The sequence below is a fragment of the Oliverpabstia intestinalis genome (assembly GCF_009696065.1).
GTDB lineage: Bacteria > Bacillota > Clostridia > Lachnospirales > Lachnospiraceae > Oliverpabstia > Oliverpabstia intestinalis.
Genome location: NZ_VUMS01000002.1, coordinates 19,820 through 37,224, shown reverse-complemented (window position 1 = coordinate 37,224; position 17,405 = coordinate 19,820). Strand labels below are relative to the sequence as shown.

Genomic DNA, 17,405 nt, shown 5'->3' with positions numbered 1-17,405 from the left:
AACGGTTCACCGCTTTCACCGAACCGCTATATTCCGGCAATATCTCTGTCAGGAAAGCAACCCCTCCTGTCGAAAGCTGAAATACTGCTGATCCCCTATCACAATATGATCCAGAAGTGGAATATCTACCAGTGCTCCGGCTTCCCATACTCTTTTTGTAAAAAGAAGATCGTCTTTGCTTGGTTCCGGATTACCGCTGGGATGATTATGCACCAGGATCATATAGACAGCCCGGTGACGAAAGGCCGCAAGGATGAGATCTCTTGGCGATACCAGAGAAGAATTAACTGTTCCTCTCGAGATCACTTCGTCACCTAAAAACTGATTTTTTGTATTTAACATCGTACAAATCATCTGCTCCTGCTCCTCGTGCCGCATCCGTTCCATATAATACGCTGCAATTGTGTCCGGACTGTGAAAATCCAGAAGTTTTCCGGCTTCTCTGGTTGCAATCCGCTTGGATAGTTCTCCAATACATTTGATCTGTACGGCTTTTACCTGGCCGATTCCCCGAATCTGCATCAGATCTTCCATGGAAAGATGATAGATTCCAAGCAGACCCTGTTCATTTTGTCCAAGATGCAAAACCTCATCGGCCAGTTGTACAGAGGAGCTTCCATGGGTACCGGATCGTAGAACAACAGCCAGAAGTTCGCTGTCTGTCAGCTTCTCCGGTCCGGAATGAAGACATTTTTCATATGGGCGTTCGTCCGGCGGAAGTTCCTGAATACGTTGTGAATATTTCATAAATAGCTCTCCTTGCCAGGATCTCTTCAGGCTGAGAGCGAAAGTCTGTTTGCCAGACTTTGATTTATCTTATCATAAATTTTCTGTGAATTCAAGATTCCTGATTTATAAGCAATATTTTTTACAGACAGCCTCGGCCACCCGCAGACCGTCCATTGCAGCTGAAGTAATCCCACCGGCATAGCCGGCACCTTCTCCACAGGGATAAAACCCCCGGACATTACTTTCCATCTGCTCGTTTCGAGAGATCCGGACCGGAGAAGAGGTTCTGCTCTCCACACCGGAAAGGATTGCATCCGGTCGGTCAAATCCATGAATCTTTCTTCCACAGGCAGCGATTCCAAGATCCAGCGATTCTGCCAGAAAATCCGGGAAGATCTCCCGCAGATTACTCATAGCATATCTTCCACGGATGCATGGTTCAACTTCACCAAAAGCTTTTGTCTCTTTTCTTTCATGAAAATCACCATAGGTCTGTACGGGAATCCTGCCTTCATGAAGCTGATAAGCTTTCTGCTCCAGATACCGCTGAAAGAATATTCCTGCCAGTGGATTCTGATCCAGTTCAGCCGCAAGAGCATCCTCCCCCATCCGCTGCAGATACTCCATTCCATACGTCACATAATCCTGCGGTGAAACCGTTACGATCATAGCACTGTTTGCATTCCGGCTGTCCCGTGCCTGATAACTCATACCGTTGACCGCAAGATAACCTTTTTCAGAAGAAGCATCCACTACATAACCACCCGGGCACATGCAGAACGAATAGATTCCTCTTCCGTTTTCCAGCTGATGTGTCAGTTTATAGCTGGCAGCACCAAGTTCTTTTACCTTCGGTTGTCCATATTGGCTCAGATTGATCATCTTCTGCGGATGTTCGATACGCACACCTACCGCAAACGATTTTGCTTCCATATAGATCCCATGTCTTTTTAACATAGAAAAGGTATCTCTGGCACTGTGTCCAACAGCCGCAATACAGACCTGTGTTTCTATCCACTCATTCCGGTTCAGCTGGATCCGACAGATCTTTCCATCGCAGATATCCAGATCTGTTACCTGTTTTGTAAAACAGAATCTCCCACCCATCTGTTCAATCTGTTCCCGCAACGATGTGACGATACCAATCAGCTGATCCGTACCAAGATGGGGTTTCTGTTCATATAAAATGTGGTCCGGTGCGCCTCCCTGAACAAAAATCTCCAATACTTTTCTATGTCTTCCCACCGGATCCTTTACCAGAGTATTCAATTTGCCATCCGAAAATGTACCGGCGCCCCCTTCACCGAACTGCACATTGCTGTTCGGGTCCAGAATACCGTCTTTCCAGTACTGATCAACCGTTTTCTTTCGTTCTGATGCTTTCTCTCCACGCTCATAAACAACCGGTCGAAGTCCTGCTTTTGCGAGTGCCCATGCGCAAAACAATCCTGCCGGACCACTTCCGATGACAACCGGCGGCTGTTTTAGTTTCTCAGTTCCTCCTGCAGGAAATTGATATTCCGTTTTTTTTGTTAACATAATATTTTTATCGTTAACCTTTTGCATGCGATGAAGGATTTTCCGTTCCTTGGGGGTATCCACATCAACCACATAAACAAATTTCAAATCCGGCTTTTTCCGTGCATCCAGGGATCGGCGTACAATCTTCCAGGAAGAAATCTCTTCTTTTTTTATCTTTAACTGCTGACAGATTTTCTTTTCCAGTGCATCCGGAGTATGATCCACCGGCAATTTTAACTGTGAAATACGAATCATAATATTTTCCCTTCCCTGGCCGCAGCTTTTCCGGCCACTGCTCCGCTCGACCATGCCCACTGTAGATTATATCCACCACATGGACCATCCACATCGATCACTTCTCCGGCAAAATAAACTCCCGGATAGAAACGGGATTCTAAGTGGTCCGTCAGTTCTTCCGGATCCACACCTCCGGAACAGATCTGTGCCTGTCGCAGTGCGTATGCTCCTTTTACCGATATCTGCCAGTCTTTTAATTTCTCTGCGATCTTTTCCGGTTCATAAGTTTTCTTTACCAGAACATCTATTATCTTCTTCGGAAGCAGTCCGATCAGTAATTCCTGTGGATTCTTATAAGTGCCATTCTGCCGTTGTCTGTCTGCCAGATATTGTACGAGTTCTTCTTTTGTCAGCTTTGGCATCAGATCCAGATGATAAACAGCTGTTTTTCCTTCCGCAGCCTCACGCACTGCATAACGGCTCAGCTGGAAAACACTGATTCCGGATATTCCATATTCCGTAAATAAAATCTCTCCCTGTTCCTGTCCGATGATTTTTCCGTTCACTTCCAAAATGATGCGGCCATCCATCCGGCTTCCTGCCCATTTCGGATAATAATTGTCTTTTCCACGGATTCCACACAACGACGGTAACGGTTTCACTATTGCGTGTCCCAGTTTTTCGGCCAGTGCATAACCTGTTGCACTGCTCCCCTCTACATTTGACGCCGGACTTCCGCAGGCTACGATCACGCTGTCACAGGGATACTTCCAGGTAGCTGTCTTCACCAGATACCGGTCATCTTCCCGGAGAATATCTGTCACCTCTTCCGTAGTTTTTATCTTCACTTTCTGATGTCTTGCTTCCATCTCAAGAACCTGTGCAACACCTGCTGCCTGATCGCTGTACGGATATACCCAGCCACCCCGGTCTTTTATATAGATTCCAAGTTCCGAAAAGAATGCCAGTGTATCTTCTAATGGATACTGTGTAATGATTTTCCATGGGAAATCCGGCTGGCTGCTCCGATATCGGGAAGGTTCCTGTACAAGATTTGTCAGATTACATCGTCCGTTTCCTGTTGCAAGAATCTTTTTCCCGGGTTTCTCATTGTGTTCTAAAAGCGTAACCGCGGCTCCCGCCCGGGCGGCCTGGATCGCTGCCATCATTCCGGAAGCCCCACCGCCTATGATCACAACTCTTTTCATGGAAGTTCTACCAGTCCTTTTTCATATAGTTTCTGCAAGCTCATCATAATACCAAGTTTTGCATGCTGCCAGGTCAGTCCGCCCTGAAAATATACCGCATACGGAGGCTTGATCGGTCCGTCCGCACTCAGTTCAATAGAAGAACCCTGTACGAATGCACCTGCTGCCATGATCACATCGCTGTCATATCCCGGCATCGCCCAGGGTTCAGGATCCACATAGCTGTCGATCGGCGCTGCTGCCTGGATGCCTTTACAAAAAGCAATTACTTTTTCCGGTGCTCCGAAGGTGACTGCCTGAATGATATCGTGGCGGCTCTCCGTACTGTTCGGAACTACTGCAAAGCCAAGACGTTCATACACGTTGGCTGCAAAAATCGCACCTTTCAGAGCCGCTGCCGTAACTGTTGGTGCAAGGAAAAATCCCTGATAGAAAGACTGATTTACGCCCAGTGTTGCCCCTACTTCTTTTCCGAGTCCCGGAGAAGTCAGGCGGTATGCTGCGTTGTCTACATATTCTTTCTTTCCTGCAATATAACCACCGATCGGAGCCAGTCCGCCACCTGGATTCTTGATCAGAGAACCTACTATCAGATCTGCTCCTACATCTGTAGGCTCTATCGTTTCTACAAACTCACCATAACAGTTATCCACCATGCAGATCACATCCTGTTTGATCTCTTTTATAAAATCAATCAGCTGTCCGATCCTTGCTACAGAAAGTGTAGGTCTGGTCTGGTACCCCTTGGAACGCTGGATAGTTACCAGTTTTGTTTTCTCATTGATTGCTTTTTTGATATTTTCAAAATCAAAAGAACCATCTTCCAGCAGATCCACCTGCCGATAGGAAACCCCGTATTCCGCCAGAGAACCGTTTGATGGCCGGATACCGATCACTTCTTCCAAAGTATCATATGGCTTTCCTACCGGAGAGAGAAGTTCATCTCCCGGACGCAGGTTACCTGCCAGTGCAACAGCAAGCGCATGGGTTCCGCAGGCAATCTGTGGACGTACCAGAGCGGATTCTGTATGAAATGTAGCCGCGTAAATCTCCTCGAGGGTATCTCTTCCCACATCGTTATATCCGTAACCGCTGGAAGCATACAGGCAGGCTTCACTGGCACGACACTGCTGCATGGCATGAACCACCTTCAACTGATTATACTCTGCCACACGATCGATCTCCTCAAATCGTTGTTTCAGACTCTCAGCAATTTCCTGTCCGAAAGAATAGACTTTCCCATCAATTCCCATTTCTTTGTACATTTCTTTTGTTATTGCCGTATCCATAATTTTCTGTTTTTCCTTTCATGCATATCTTATAATTTATTTGAAATTTTCCACGCTCACCTGATTATTTTTTTCTCTCTTAATGAAGCAAGCATGGCATCCAGAATCACCTGTGCATCATACCCAAAATCCTGCTTGGCAAACCATTCCACCTGACGTTCTCTCTTAAACCAGGTGATCTGCCGCTTGGCAAAATGTCTGGTATCCCGTTTTAATACATAAATCGCTTCTTCCAGCGACCAGGTACCATCCAGATAAGAAAGAATTTCTTTATATCCCAGTCCCTGCATGGACACCATTCCTTTATGATAGCCCATTTTTTTCAGTCTTTTCACTTCATCGATCAATCCATCGGCAAGCATCTGGTCAATTCTGGCATCGATTCGTTCATACAGACGGGTTCTTTCATCATTTAACACAAAATACGCCAGATTATATGGGGACTCTTTCTGGCGCTGCTCCTCATTATGCTGAGAAATCGGCTTTCCCGTCTGCCGGTAATATTCCAGTGCACGGATCACCCGTTTTACATTGTTTGCATGAATCGCCGCCGCAGATGCAGGATCCACAGCAGCAAGCATCTCATGAAGCACCTGCGCTCCCTCAGTCTTTGCTTTTTCTTCCAGCATCTGCCGATAAGTCGTATCCTCTCCATGCACAGTGAAATCAATATCTCCGGTTACTGCCTGGATATAGAATCCGGTACCGCCCACCAGTACAGGAATCCGCCCGCGGTCATAGATTCCTTTCATGGCTTCTTTTGCCATCTGTTGAAACCGTACCACATTAAATTCTTCATCCGGCTCCAGACAGTCCACCAGATGATGGGGGACTCCCTGCATCTCCTCCGGTCGGATCTTTGCGGAACCGATATCCATATGACGATAGACCTGCATGGAATCCGCGGAGATAATTTCTCCGTTCACCGCTTTTGCCAGTGCAATGGAAAGGCTTGTTTTTCCTACTGCAGTAGGACCTGTTAATATAATCAAAGGTTTCTTCACTCTGTTCACCTACACAATCCGCTTAAATTTCTTTTCCAGTTCGTATTTGGTCATGGAAATAATGGTCGGTCGGCCATGGGGACAGTTATACGGATTCTCCAACTGCAACAGTTCATCGATCAGTGCTTCTGTCTCCCGAAGCGATAACTTCTGATTTCCCTTCACCGCTGCCTTACACGCCATGGTCGCCATCCGATCCGAAAGGACATCCAGCGTTTTTAAGGATGGATCCTCCTCCAGATGATCCAGTACTTCAATAAAAAATCCCTGTTCTGTCATTCCGAACAGATTCTGCGGCACTGCCCGGATACTGTATTCCCTTCCTCCAAAGGATTCAATCTCAAACCCAAGGGTTTTAAAAATATTCTGATACTTTTTCATTTTCTCCTGTTCTTCCAGATTCAGAGAAATGATGATCGGCGGGCTGACGATCTGTGAACTTACATTCCGTTCTTTCATCTCTTTTACGATTCGTTCATACAACACTTTTTCGTGAGCCGCATGCTGGTCAATGATATACAGTTTATCTTCCATCTGTACCAGCCAGTACGTATCAAAAACCTGTCCGATGATCTTGTGATGTTTTTTTGCTTCCGGACTTAGCAGTTTTCCGTCAAAAAGATCCATCTGTTCAGCCTTCTGAACACCCGGAGCAGCTATATTGTCTCTTCTGTCTGAAACGACTTGTCCTGCCTGCAAATTCGGATTCTGCTTCGCCGGATTCTCATTCCTGTATCCAGTCTCACGCTTTTCTCCGTAACATCCCGTTCCCTGCTCCCTTACAACCGATCCTTTGTGAGTTTCTTCACCGGAAGCTGCCACTGCTACTGTCCTGTCAGCTATCGAGTTAGCCGCTTTCGCACGGTTTTTCAACTCTTCCGGCTGCACTTTCTGCTGCATCTGATATCCTCTCGGCTGTTCGATCTGCCGGCGCTGTACCTCAAAAGGTTCCGGTGCTTTATCCCGGTTCGCAGGACGTACCGCCAAACGGTCTTTTCCAATCGTCACCTGTGGAATCAGTTCTTTGTGCTGCAGACCCTGTATAATTGTCTGATAAATCTGTCGGTAGATCAGTTCCTGATCAGAAAAACGTACTTCCATCTTGGTCGGATGCACATTGACATCCACATCAGAGCCTTTGATCTGAATATGAAGACAGGTAAAAGGATATTTATGCTGCATCATAAACGTATGATAAGCATCTTCCACTGCTTTTGTCACGATCTTACTCTTTACATATCGTCCATTGACATAATAATTTTCAAAATTACGGTTTCCCCTGGAAATTACCGGTTTCCCGATAAATCCATCGATTCGGATCGTCTCTTCCCGGTCTTTTGTATGGATCTCAATCAGTTCCCTGGTAATATCTCTCCCGTAGATCTGATAAATCGCTTCTTTCAGATTATTATTTCCGGAAGTATGCAGTTTCGTCTGACCGTTTTGCATATATTTGAAAGAAATATGCGGATGCGACAGTGCCAGCTGTTCGATAAAACTGCTGATATAACCGGCTTCTGTAGTCGGTGTCTTTAAGAATTTTGCCCTTGCAGGCGTATTATAAAACAGATCCCGTATCAGGAAAGTCGTTCCGTCCGGCGCACCGATCTCCTCCATTCCCTTTTCCATACCGCCCTCAATCTGATAGCGGACTCCGATCAGCTGTTCATGGGGTTTTGTGATCAGTTCCACACGGGAAACAGCAGCAATACTCGACAGCGCCTCGCCACGAAATCCAAGAGAAGAAATCAACGAAAGATCTTCCACTTTACGGATCTTGCTGGTCGCATGACGAAGGAATGCCAGCGGAACCTGTTCTTTTTCAATACCTGTACCATTATCGGTGATACGGATAAATGTGGTACCGCCTTCCTTGATCTCCACAGTAATCGCACTGGCTCCCGCATCAATGGCATTTTCCACCAGTTCTTTTACAACCGAAGAAGGGCGCTCCACCACCTCTCCTGCTGCAATCTTATCAATTGTACTCTGATCCAAGACTGAAATCTGTCGTTTCATCGATCTATTTCCTTCCTAAGCTATAACATCTGCTATATTTCGTTTACCATCGATTTTTTAATTTATTCTGTAACCGATATAACGTATTCATCGCATCCATCGGTGTCAGCATCGTAATATCCAGATTTTTCAGTTCCTCTATGATATCCTGATCCTGTACCGTATCAAACAGGGAAATCTGTTCCAGATCCACTTCATCATAATGTACGGCTTTCGGTTTTGTCTTTCTGGAATTCTCTGCCAGATCTTTAAATGTACTGGTAATATCCGTATGTACCAGTTCATCCACCAGTTCTTTTGCACGATCCAGAACACTATCCGGAACACCTGCAATCTTTGCCACCTGGATACCATAACTTTTATCGGCACCGCCTTTTACGATTTTTCGTAAAAATACGATATCATCGCCCCGTTCTTTCACCGCGATACAGTAATTATTAACGCCCGGAATCTTTCCTTCCAGCTCTGTCAGTTCGTGATAGTGGGTAGCAAACAGAGTCTTTGCCCCCAGAAGTTTTGTATTACTGATGTGTTCGATAACTGCCCAGGCAATGGATAGTCCGTCAAAGGTACTGGTTCCACGGCCAATCTCATCCAGGATCAACAGACTTTTCGCAGTCGCATTGCGAAGAATATTGGCCACCTCTGTCATCTCCACCATGAACGTACTCTGTCCGCTGGCCAGGTCGTCCGAAGCTCCGACACGGGTGAAAATCCGGTCTACCACACCAATCTTTGCTTTTTCTGCCGGAACAAAAGAACCAATCTGCGCCATCAAAACGATCAGGGCAGTCTGCCGCATATAAGTGGATTTTCCTGCCATGTTCGGTCCGGTGATCACGGAGACACGCTTGCTGCCGTTGTCCAGATAGGTATCATTTGCAATAAACATATCGTTGTTGATCATCTTTTCAACAACCGGGTGGCGGCCATTTTTGATGTCGATCACACCTTTTGTATTGACCGTTGGGCGTACATAGTTATTGCGCTGGGCGACCACAGATAACGATGCATAGACATCCAGCTGCGCGATGGCTTTCGCTGTCTCCTGGATTCGCGGAATCTGTGCAGCCAGTTCTTCTCTCACCTGACAGAACAGATCGTATTCCAGGGCAAATAATTTATCTTCCGCACCGAGGATCATATCTTCCAGTTCTTTTAGCTTCGGTGTGATATAGCGCTCGGCATTGGTCAACGTCTGTTTTCTTGTATAGTATTCCGGCACCAGATTTTTAAAACTGTTCGTCACTTCAAGATAATAGCCAAATACTTTATTATATTTGATCTTCAGATTCCGGATACCGGTTTTTTCTTTCTCTTCTGCTTCCAGCTGTGCCAGCCAGGATTTTCCCTGGGTTTTGGAATTCCGATAGGTATCTACCTGTTCATTATAGCCTTCCCGGATGATCCCGCCTTCTTTGACTGCCAGTGGTGGATCTTCCGTAATGGAGGCTTCTAACAGTGTATACAGATCTTCCAGGCCATCCATCTGTTCGTTAATGCGTACCAGCAGCGGACTGGTAAAGTTCGCCAGCAGATTCTTAATATGAGGAATCATTTCCAGAGACATTTTAAATGCCAGCAGATCTCTCGGGTTCGCAGAACGATAACTGATCCGACTGACCAGACGTTCCAGGTCGTATACCGGATTCAGGTATTCCCGGATCTCCTCGCGAAGCATCGCCTGCATGTTCAGTTCCGTTACCGCATCCAGTCGTTCGTTGATCGCATCTGCATCGATCAATGGCTGTTCCACAAAGCTTCGCAGCATACGGGCACCCATGGCAGTTTTCGTCTTATCCAGCACCCACAAAAGGGAGCCGCGTTTCTGTTTTTCCCGCAGGGTCTCCACCAGTTCCAGATTTCTTCTTGAAGAACTGTCGATAACCATATAGCGTTCTGTAGTATACGGGATAATTTTATTCATATGCTCCATGGTATTTTTCTGGGTATCCAGAAGATACCGGAACAGGGAACCGGCTGCGATCACACCGCTGTCATAATCAGCCAGTCCCAGCCCCTCAAGAGAGGAAATCTTAAAATGCTCCAGTAATGTCTGCTTACACAGATCATCTCCAAAATACCAGGATTCCAGTGCAAACACAGAGATATGCAGACGGTTCCTCAGGTCGTCCACATCCACACCGGAGACCAGAAAAGCGTCATTACAGATGATCTCTGCCGGAACGAACTTATTGATCTCATCCCAGAGTTTCCGCTCCTCATCAATCTCTGTCACATAGCAATCACCGGTTGTGATATCTGCAGTGGATACCCCAAAATGATCCCCCACACATACGATGGCCATCAGATAATTATTCTTTCCTTCATCCAGTTCCTGCATATTAAGATTCGTTCCCGGTGTCACAACACGGGTCACTTCTCTTTTTACGATTCCCTTTGCCGTTTTCGGATCCTCTACCTGTTCGCAGATGGCTACTTTATACCCTTTATCGATCAGACGATTGATATATGTTTCTGCTGCGTGATACGGAATCCCGCACATCGGAGCCCGTTCAGAAAGACCACAGTCTTTGCCGGTAAGTGTAAGTTCCAGTTCACGGGAGACAGTTTTCGCATCCTCAAAAAACATTTCATAAAAGTCCCCAAGACGATAAAAAAGAATCGAATCTTTATACGCACATTTTGTCTGACAGTAATGGACCATCATCGGTGATAATGACCTACTGTCTTGCGGAAGTCCCAGTTTTATAAGGGTTTCCGGCGTTATTCCGGCCTCTTCAAATACATTTGTTGATATTTTTGAGTTCAAATTATAAAATACCTCTTTCTAATCCATTGTATCATTCTCTTCCACGTTCATCTTCCTGTAAATCATTTTCCATGATTTTACTGTTATTTACAGGGATAATACATGACACTCCGTACTATATTAGCATTTTGATAATTAACTTTCAAGATTGCTTCACCGACCATTTTCGAAATTTTTACGATTTATCCAGGAAACAGGCATTTGAAAAGGGCCAGTCCATCACGACTGACCCTCTGTTTATTGAATATAGCTTCCAAAAAACTCTTTTAATCAAAATAAATTGTCTTACCGCTCTTTGCAGACTCATAGATTGCTTCCAGTACACGGGTGACAACTGCAGCCTGTGCAGGTTTTACGATCTGTTCTGCTCCGTCAGCAACAATGTGGTAGAACAGTTCCTGCTCATAGTCCGGTGCTTCTTTCTCTTCTCCTGAGAAGAATGCTACTCCTTCGCCGGATAATGCCGGTTTCTCTACTACCTGTTTATTGTGGTGGATGTAGTTGATCCGCAGGCCGTCTTTCATATCTGCTCCGGCTTTTGTTCCGCACAGACTTGTCTTGGCCTCATCAACTTCCAGTGTGTTCAGTGCCCAGGCTGCTTCCAGCTCGATCACTGCACCGTTTTTCATACGGATGAATCCGAAAGCGGAATCTTCTACACTGAATTCCTTCGGATCCCAGTCTCCAAAGTCATTTCCCTGATTGGTCTGGTCAGCCAGTTTGCGGAAGGTCTGTCCTGTTACAGACTCTACTTCATAGTTATCCATCATCCATAAAGTCAGATCCAGCGCATGGGTTCCGATATCGATCAGCGGACCGCCGCCCTGTTCTTCTTCATTTAAGAATACACCCCAGGTAGGAACTGCTCTTCTTCTGAGTGCATGGGCTTTTGCAAAGTAGATCTCTCCCAGTTCGTCAGCCTTGCACATCTCCTTCAGAAACAGGGAATCTGGACGGTAACGGTTCTGGTATCCGATGTTCAGGATTCTGCCTGTTTTCTCTGAAGTCTCTACCATCTTCTGTGCTTCTGCATAATTCTTTGCCATCGGTTTTTCACACATAACATCTTTTCCTGCTTCCATGGCTGCGATAGAGATCTCTGCATGGGAGCGGTTCGGTGTGGTTACATATACAACATCCAGGTCCTCTTTGATAAGCTCCTGATAGTCTTCAAATACTTTTGCATCTTCTGTACCATATTCTTTTTTTGCTTTCTCTGCACGCTCTCTGATGATGTCACAGAAAGCTACGATCTCATAGAGACCACTTTTCTTCATAGCCGGAAGGTGTTTTCCGTTGGCGATTCCTCCGCATCCTACGATTCCTGCTTTTAATTTTCTCATGGTATTATCTCCTTTTTATTCCGTAGTAACTATTCAGTAGTCACTATCCCACGAGATGTTTTGGCATGAATACGCCAAAATTCCGAGGCATACAAGCAAAAATGCCAGCACCGAAGGTGATTTCATATACATTTTTGCCTGTAACTGTGAAGGTACTGAATAGTTACCTGTAGTCAATAAATTTTATAGTCAAGCGGATATTCGCAATCCGCTTCGCAGTTTATTCGATCAAATCACGAACTGTTCCAGATATCTCTTGCTGAGGATCAAAGAATTCTCAACCTTTTCCTTGGAATCTTCAAAGGCCTTGTCCTCGACCTCAATGCAGGTATAACCGTCATATCCGATATCCGTAAGTGCTGATACATATTTTCCCCAGTCCACATCTCCGAGTCCCGGGAGCTTCGGTGACATGTATTCCAGCGGATATGCCATGATACCGCAGGATTCCAGCTTGTCTTTGTAGATCTTGATGTCCTTGTAGTGGACATGGAAGATCTTATCTTTGAACTCATAAAGCGGGCGGATATAGTCGATCATCTGCCAGATAAAGTGGGATGGATCGTAGTTGATGCCCAGATGGTCACTGTCCAGGATCCGGAATACCTCTCTCCAGATCGGCGGTGTTGTCATCAGGTTCTGTCCTCCCGGCCACTGGTCCTCGCCGAAAAGCATCGGGCAGTTTTCGATGGCAACCTTCACGTCACATTCCTCAGCCAGTTTTATGATCGGCGGCCAGATCTCTTTTACCAGTTCCAGGTTCTCCTGTACATTTTTGGTCTGGTCCCTTCCGATAAATGTGGTGACCATGCCCACACCTAATTTCTTACTTGCAAGGATCACCTGTTTCAGGTGTTCCACAGCGGCTGCGCTTTTCTCTTTATCTGCCGCCATCACGTTTGGATAATAGGCCAGTGACGAGATCTCCACTCCTGATTTTTTTGCATATTCCACGATATGCTCTGCATATGTATCATCCTGGTTGACCCGTTCCGCATCGATATGGCTTACACCGGCATATCTTCTTTCTGCTTTTTCCTGTGGCCAGCATGCCACTTCCACACATTCAAATCCCTGCTCAGACGCAAAATCCATCATCTCTTCATAGGTCCAGCTGTCAAGGATCGCTGTAACAAACCCAAGTTTCATAGGAATGCCCTCCTGTTTCTTTCTGTCTCTGTATATCTGTATTATTTCTCCCATGGAGTTGGTGTGAACTCTCCGCCTCTGCACCATTTCAGATAGTTCAGTGCGTGGAGCTGTCCGGTCATCTCCAGTTCTCCGTTGTATACCGGATCATGATATCCCTCGATACAGATATCGTCCTCATATCCGTTGCTTCTTAAGATAGAAATGATATCTCTCCAGTTTGTGTCACCAAATCCCGGCATACGGTGCCATACGAACGGAACTGCTCCGGAGATTCCGCCGTGTCTTACTGCATCCCAGTCGATGGTCGCATCTTTTCCATGTACATGGACGATCTTTTTGCACCATTTTCTCAGTTCTGCCACAGGGTCGATCAGCTGTACCATCTGGTGGGTCGGCTCCCATTCCAGACCGAAGTTGTCATTCTTTACTTCCTCAAACATCACTTCCCAGGCTTTCGGGTTGAAACCGATGTTGCAGGTGGCATGTTCCCAGGTTCCATCCATCAGGCAGTTTTCAATACCCAGTTTCACACCTTTTTCTTCTGCAAGGTCTGCCAGTTCACGGAACACTTTTCCGAACTCTTCGTATGCGGATTCTACCGGTTTTCCTTCCCAGGCTCCTGCAAAGGTGCTTACATGGGTAGCTCCGAATTTTTCAGCAGTGCAGATCACCTTTTCCAGTGTCTTTCTGTGCTCTGCGTACTGGATCGGGTTACAATAATATCCGAGTGTAGTGATCTTGGAATCTGTACCGGCAAGAATCTGTTCTGTGGTCAGTGCCAGTTTGTCAAGGTCTGTTCCTTCCAGTGACATATGGAAATTGATGGAAAATGTTTCGAAGCCTTTTCCCGCAAATCCCTTTAACCATTCTTCCGCCTTTGTTCCCGGCACGCAGGTTCCGATTTTAATCTGTTTCATACTTATTTCCTCCTGTTTTCTCCCATTTATTTTTAATTTTTATTTATGGTTTCTACTTATAATTGTTCACGTTCTTCCCTGTTACACCTGATCCTGAAATTTGATCACCTGGTTTGTCTCCGCTGACCGGAAGATTGCTTCCATCAGTTTCATGACACGCATCACCTGGAACAGTTTGATCTCAGGTTCTGCTCCGTCCCGGATCACTGCAACTACATTTCTGTGGAAGTCTGCAATATCTCCGGATACCTTTGGCAAGTCCTCTTTCACAATGGTATCTTCCCGTCTCGGTGCCATGGTCTTTGTCAGACCGGCTGCTGTCTTAACCGGTACTACCGTCTCTTCCGTCCTACCGGTCTTACGGATGATCTCACCGTTTAACTGCCAGTCCCGGATCACTGCGGTACCGTCTTCTCCCAGTACATACCATCTCGGCAGGGAAATATAATTGTTGGTACCGACTTCCACCAGGACTTCCGTTCCACCTTCAAATGTCAGGATAGCAGTGAAGCCATCGTCCACTTCCTGGTTGGTGACATTGGTAAGTGATGCGTATACGGTCTCGATCTTTCTGTCACCGTACATATATAAGATCTGATCCAGCAGATGTACGCCCCAGTCCAGGACCATTCCGCCACCATGGACCTTTTCTTTTCTCCAGTCGCCCGGGATACCTCTTGAACCATGGACACGGCTCTCGATCCGGAAGACATGGCCCAGTTTCTGCTCCTCTACCAGCTTTTTGATGATCAGGAAATCATCATCCCACCGTCTGTTCTGGTGTACAGTAAGTAATTTTCCTGTCTCTTTGGCTGCATTTTCCATTTCCAGCAGATCAGCGGAAGATAATGTCACCGGTTTTTCCGATATTACATTCTTCCCTGCATGCATGGCACGAATGGCGATGGGTTTGTGGCAGTCATTCGGAGTAGCGATCAGAACCACATCGATATCCGGATCTGCCAGCATGGCTTCTTCTGTTTCATATACAGAAAAGCCCTTCTCCTTCGCTTCTTCTCTCTTTTCTTCCTTAATGTCATAGATACCACCGATTATAGCTTCCGGAACATTGGAAAGGATCTCGGTATGCCATCTGCCCATGCCGCCATATCCGATCAGTCCGTAAACTACTTTGTTTTCCCTCATTTTACACCTCCATATATAATTATCATAACGTTACTGTTCACTCTGTGCCCAGTAACACGCTTCGCGATGTACAGAATTTATACGAATCGCATAAATCTTTGCGAACAACTATCAACTATCTTATGTTTTCTCAGATCCGGTAAAATCCTGCTGACTGTGCCGGAACAGTTATTTTTCCATTTTTAGCCTCTGCGGCTGCGCCAAAGTTATAGATTGCTTCTTTTGGCTCTGCATCGCATGCAAATGTTTTTGCCTCTGCGGCTGCGTTGATGATCACGAGGATCTTCTCATCACCGGCTTCACGGATATATGCCAGCGGATATGCATTCTTTTCTGCATAAACAAAAGTGATCTTTCCTCGGCTCTGCAGAGCTTTGTGGCTCTGACGGATCCGGATCAGTTTTTTTACTTCATGATACAGAGAATCCGGAGCTGCCATCTCTTTCTTTGCTGTTGGCCGATCTTTATCCGGATCCATGGCAATATACAGATCACTTGCCGGTGCACTGGAGAAGCCTGCATTGGTGCTGTCATCCCACTGCATCGGAGAACGGGAACCGGTACGGTTGTAACCGCCTTCTACAGATTTCAGTCCTTCTACATAACGCATACCGATTTCATCGCCATAATAGATAAATGGCGCACCTGGCATAGACAGGATAAATGCAAAAGCCACTTTCAATTCATCACCGTGAAGATGGCGTGCCAGGCGGTCTACATCATGGTTTCCTGAAAACATACACATCAGACCTTTGCCGGCTGTCTTTTCACAGTTTTCTTTATAGGATTCTACGAAATCATAGATATTTCCTTTTGCACGGGATGAAAAATACGGCTCTTTGCAGCGGAACAGATCGTTGGAATGTGAAGTACCAAACTCCAGCAGAAAATCCATGTGGAATCCTCCCTCCAGAGATCTCTGTGGATCACCCCATTCAGATACCATTGCTGCATCCGGAAATTCTTTATCAAGGAATTCTCTGATCTGTTTCCATACGCGGATGGTCCCTTTTTTCTCCGGATCATTTTTCACCAGAGACTCTGCCATATCTACCCGGAAGCCATCACAGCCCATACCCAGCCAGAATCTCATTACATCTTCCATTGCTGCGATAGTTGCCTGTGGTCCTTCATCGTCGATTGACTGCTGCCACGGTTTCTCCGGATCCGGCTGATAGAAACCATAGTTTAATGCCGGCTGATTGGAGAAGAAGTTGACAGCCACCGCACCGTCACGCTCAGAGATACCTCTCAGAGAGCCGCCGAAGCTGACCTCCGGTGATTCCCATACTTTATCGGTCCAGATATAGCGGTCGGTATATGGGTTCTTATCTGCTTTCATGGATTCGATGAACCATGGGTGTTCTATAGAAGTATGTCCCGGCACCAAATCCAGCAGTACATGAATTCCTTTTTTATGTGCTTCTTCAAATAACTGTTTCAGATCTTCGTTTGTTCCGTAACGAGGAGCTACACGACAGTAATCTGCAACATCGTATCCTGCATCTCCAAACGGAGAGAGAAAACAAGGATTGATCCATAAAGCGTTACATCCAAGTTCTCTGATATAATCTAATTTTTCGATAATACCCTGAAAATCTCCGATGCCGTCCCCGTTAGTATCTTTAAATGACTGCGGATAGATTTCATAAAAAATTGCATCATCTAACCATTTTGACATTTTGTAAAACCCTCTTTCTTTCTAATGTTGTCTCGTTTCTCTATAACAACTACCTTCTTTTACCAGAATACTATTTATTTTCTTAGGTTTCAAACAATATACTATTTATTTCTGATACTATTCTATTATTTTTGTATAATGTTCTTGTGTTTCTTCTTATCCATATATTTTTTTTGGTTATTTTTATCCTTTATTTCATTCTCAAAAAATAATTTATATTATTTTGCACAGCAAAAAAGGGTTCCTGATGCCACAGATTTTCATTCTGCAACATCATACCCTTCTCTGTTTTCCGTTGCGACACGTATCATTATATGATATATTACAACTGATTCTTTTATATTTCCCGGAAACAGTATTCTTTGCAATACTATCCTATGATTTTA

Annotated in this window: 12 protein-coding genes; all 12 read right to left on the bottom strand. The window is 45.5% G+C overall.

Features of this window, described 5'->3' with window-relative positions; all coding sequences use genetic code 11:
• Positions 1–48: 48 nt before the first annotated feature.
• The 12 genes from radC to FYJ57_RS00965 all read right to left on the bottom strand — a co-directional run bounded on the left by radC (position 49) and on the right by FYJ57_RS00965 (position 17,019).
• Entirely contained in the window at positions 49–747 is a 699-nt protein-coding gene (gene radC / locus FYJ57_RS01020; protein WP_154431205.1) for a RadC family protein, read from the bottom strand.
• 105 nt (positions 748–852) lie between these two features.
• Positions 853–2,505 (bottom strand): NAD(P)/FAD-dependent oxidoreductase, encoded by a 1,653-nt coding sequence (locus tag FYJ57_RS01015; protein WP_154431204.1) that lies wholly within the window; start codon positions 2,503–2,505, stop codon positions 853–855.
• The gene (locus FYJ57_RS01010; RefSeq protein ID WP_154431203.1) at positions 2,502–3,695 is read right to left on the bottom strand and encodes a BaiN/RdsA family NAD(P)/FAD-dependent oxidoreductase; all 1,194 of its coding nucleotides are present in this window, start codon (positions 3,693–3,695) and stop codon (positions 2,502–2,504) included. The genes FYJ57_RS01015 and FYJ57_RS01010 overlap by 4 nt, the downstream gene beginning before the upstream one ends.
• Positions 3,692–4,984 carry a methionine gamma-lyase family protein gene (locus FYJ57_RS01005; protein WP_154431202.1) on the bottom strand — a complete coding sequence of 431 codons (1,293 nt, stop codon included), beginning with the start codon at positions 4,982–4,984 and terminating at the stop codon, positions 3,692–3,694. The genes FYJ57_RS01010 and FYJ57_RS01005 overlap by 4 nt, the downstream gene beginning before the upstream one ends.
• 56 nt (positions 4,985–5,040) lie before the next feature.
• Positions 5,041–5,988: a tRNA (adenosine(37)-N6)-dimethylallyltransferase MiaA gene (gene miaA, locus FYJ57_RS01000; RefSeq protein WP_277663933.1), complete on the bottom strand. Its 948-nt coding sequence runs from the start codon at positions 5,986–5,988 to the stop codon at positions 5,041–5,043.
• A gap of 9 nt (positions 5,989–5,997) precedes the next feature.
• On the bottom strand, positions 5,998–8,007 hold the full coding sequence (gene mutL / locus FYJ57_RS00995; RefSeq protein ID WP_154431201.1) for a DNA mismatch repair endonuclease MutL: 2,010 nt from the start codon (positions 8,005–8,007) through the stop codon (positions 5,998–6,000).
• 43 nt (positions 8,008–8,050) lie between these two features.
• Positions 8,051–10,678 (bottom strand): DNA mismatch repair protein MutS, encoded by a 2,628-nt coding sequence (gene mutS / locus FYJ57_RS00990; RefSeq protein ID WP_154431316.1) that lies wholly within the window; start codon positions 10,676–10,678, stop codon positions 8,051–8,053.
• Between the two features lie 368 nt (positions 10,679–11,046).
• Positions 11,047–12,123, bottom strand: a complete 1,077-nt coding sequence (locus tag FYJ57_RS00985) for a Gfo/Idh/MocA family protein (protein WP_154431200.1) — start codon at positions 12,121–12,123, stop codon at positions 11,047–11,049.
• Positions 12,124–12,351: 228 nt separating this feature from the next.
• Entirely contained in the window at positions 12,352–13,272 is a 921-nt protein-coding gene (locus FYJ57_RS00980) for a sugar phosphate isomerase/epimerase family protein (RefSeq protein WP_154431199.1), read from the bottom strand.
• Between the two features lie 41 nt (positions 13,273–13,313).
• On the bottom strand, positions 13,314–14,192 hold the full coding sequence (locus FYJ57_RS00975) for a sugar phosphate isomerase/epimerase family protein (protein WP_154431198.1): 879 nt from the start codon (positions 14,190–14,192) through the stop codon (positions 13,314–13,316).
• Positions 14,193–14,273: 81 nt separating this feature from the next.
• Complete coding sequence (locus FYJ57_RS00970; RefSeq protein ID WP_154431197.1) at positions 14,274–15,338, bottom strand: Gfo/Idh/MocA family protein; 1,065 nt, start codon at positions 15,336–15,338, stop codon at positions 14,274–14,276.
• 130 nt (positions 15,339–15,468) lie between these two features.
• Positions 15,469–17,019: an alpha-amylase family glycosyl hydrolase gene (locus FYJ57_RS00965; RefSeq protein ID WP_022171792.1), complete on the bottom strand. Its 1,551-nt coding sequence runs from the start codon at positions 17,017–17,019 to the stop codon at positions 15,469–15,471.
• Positions 17,020–17,405: the final 386 nt, after the last annotated feature.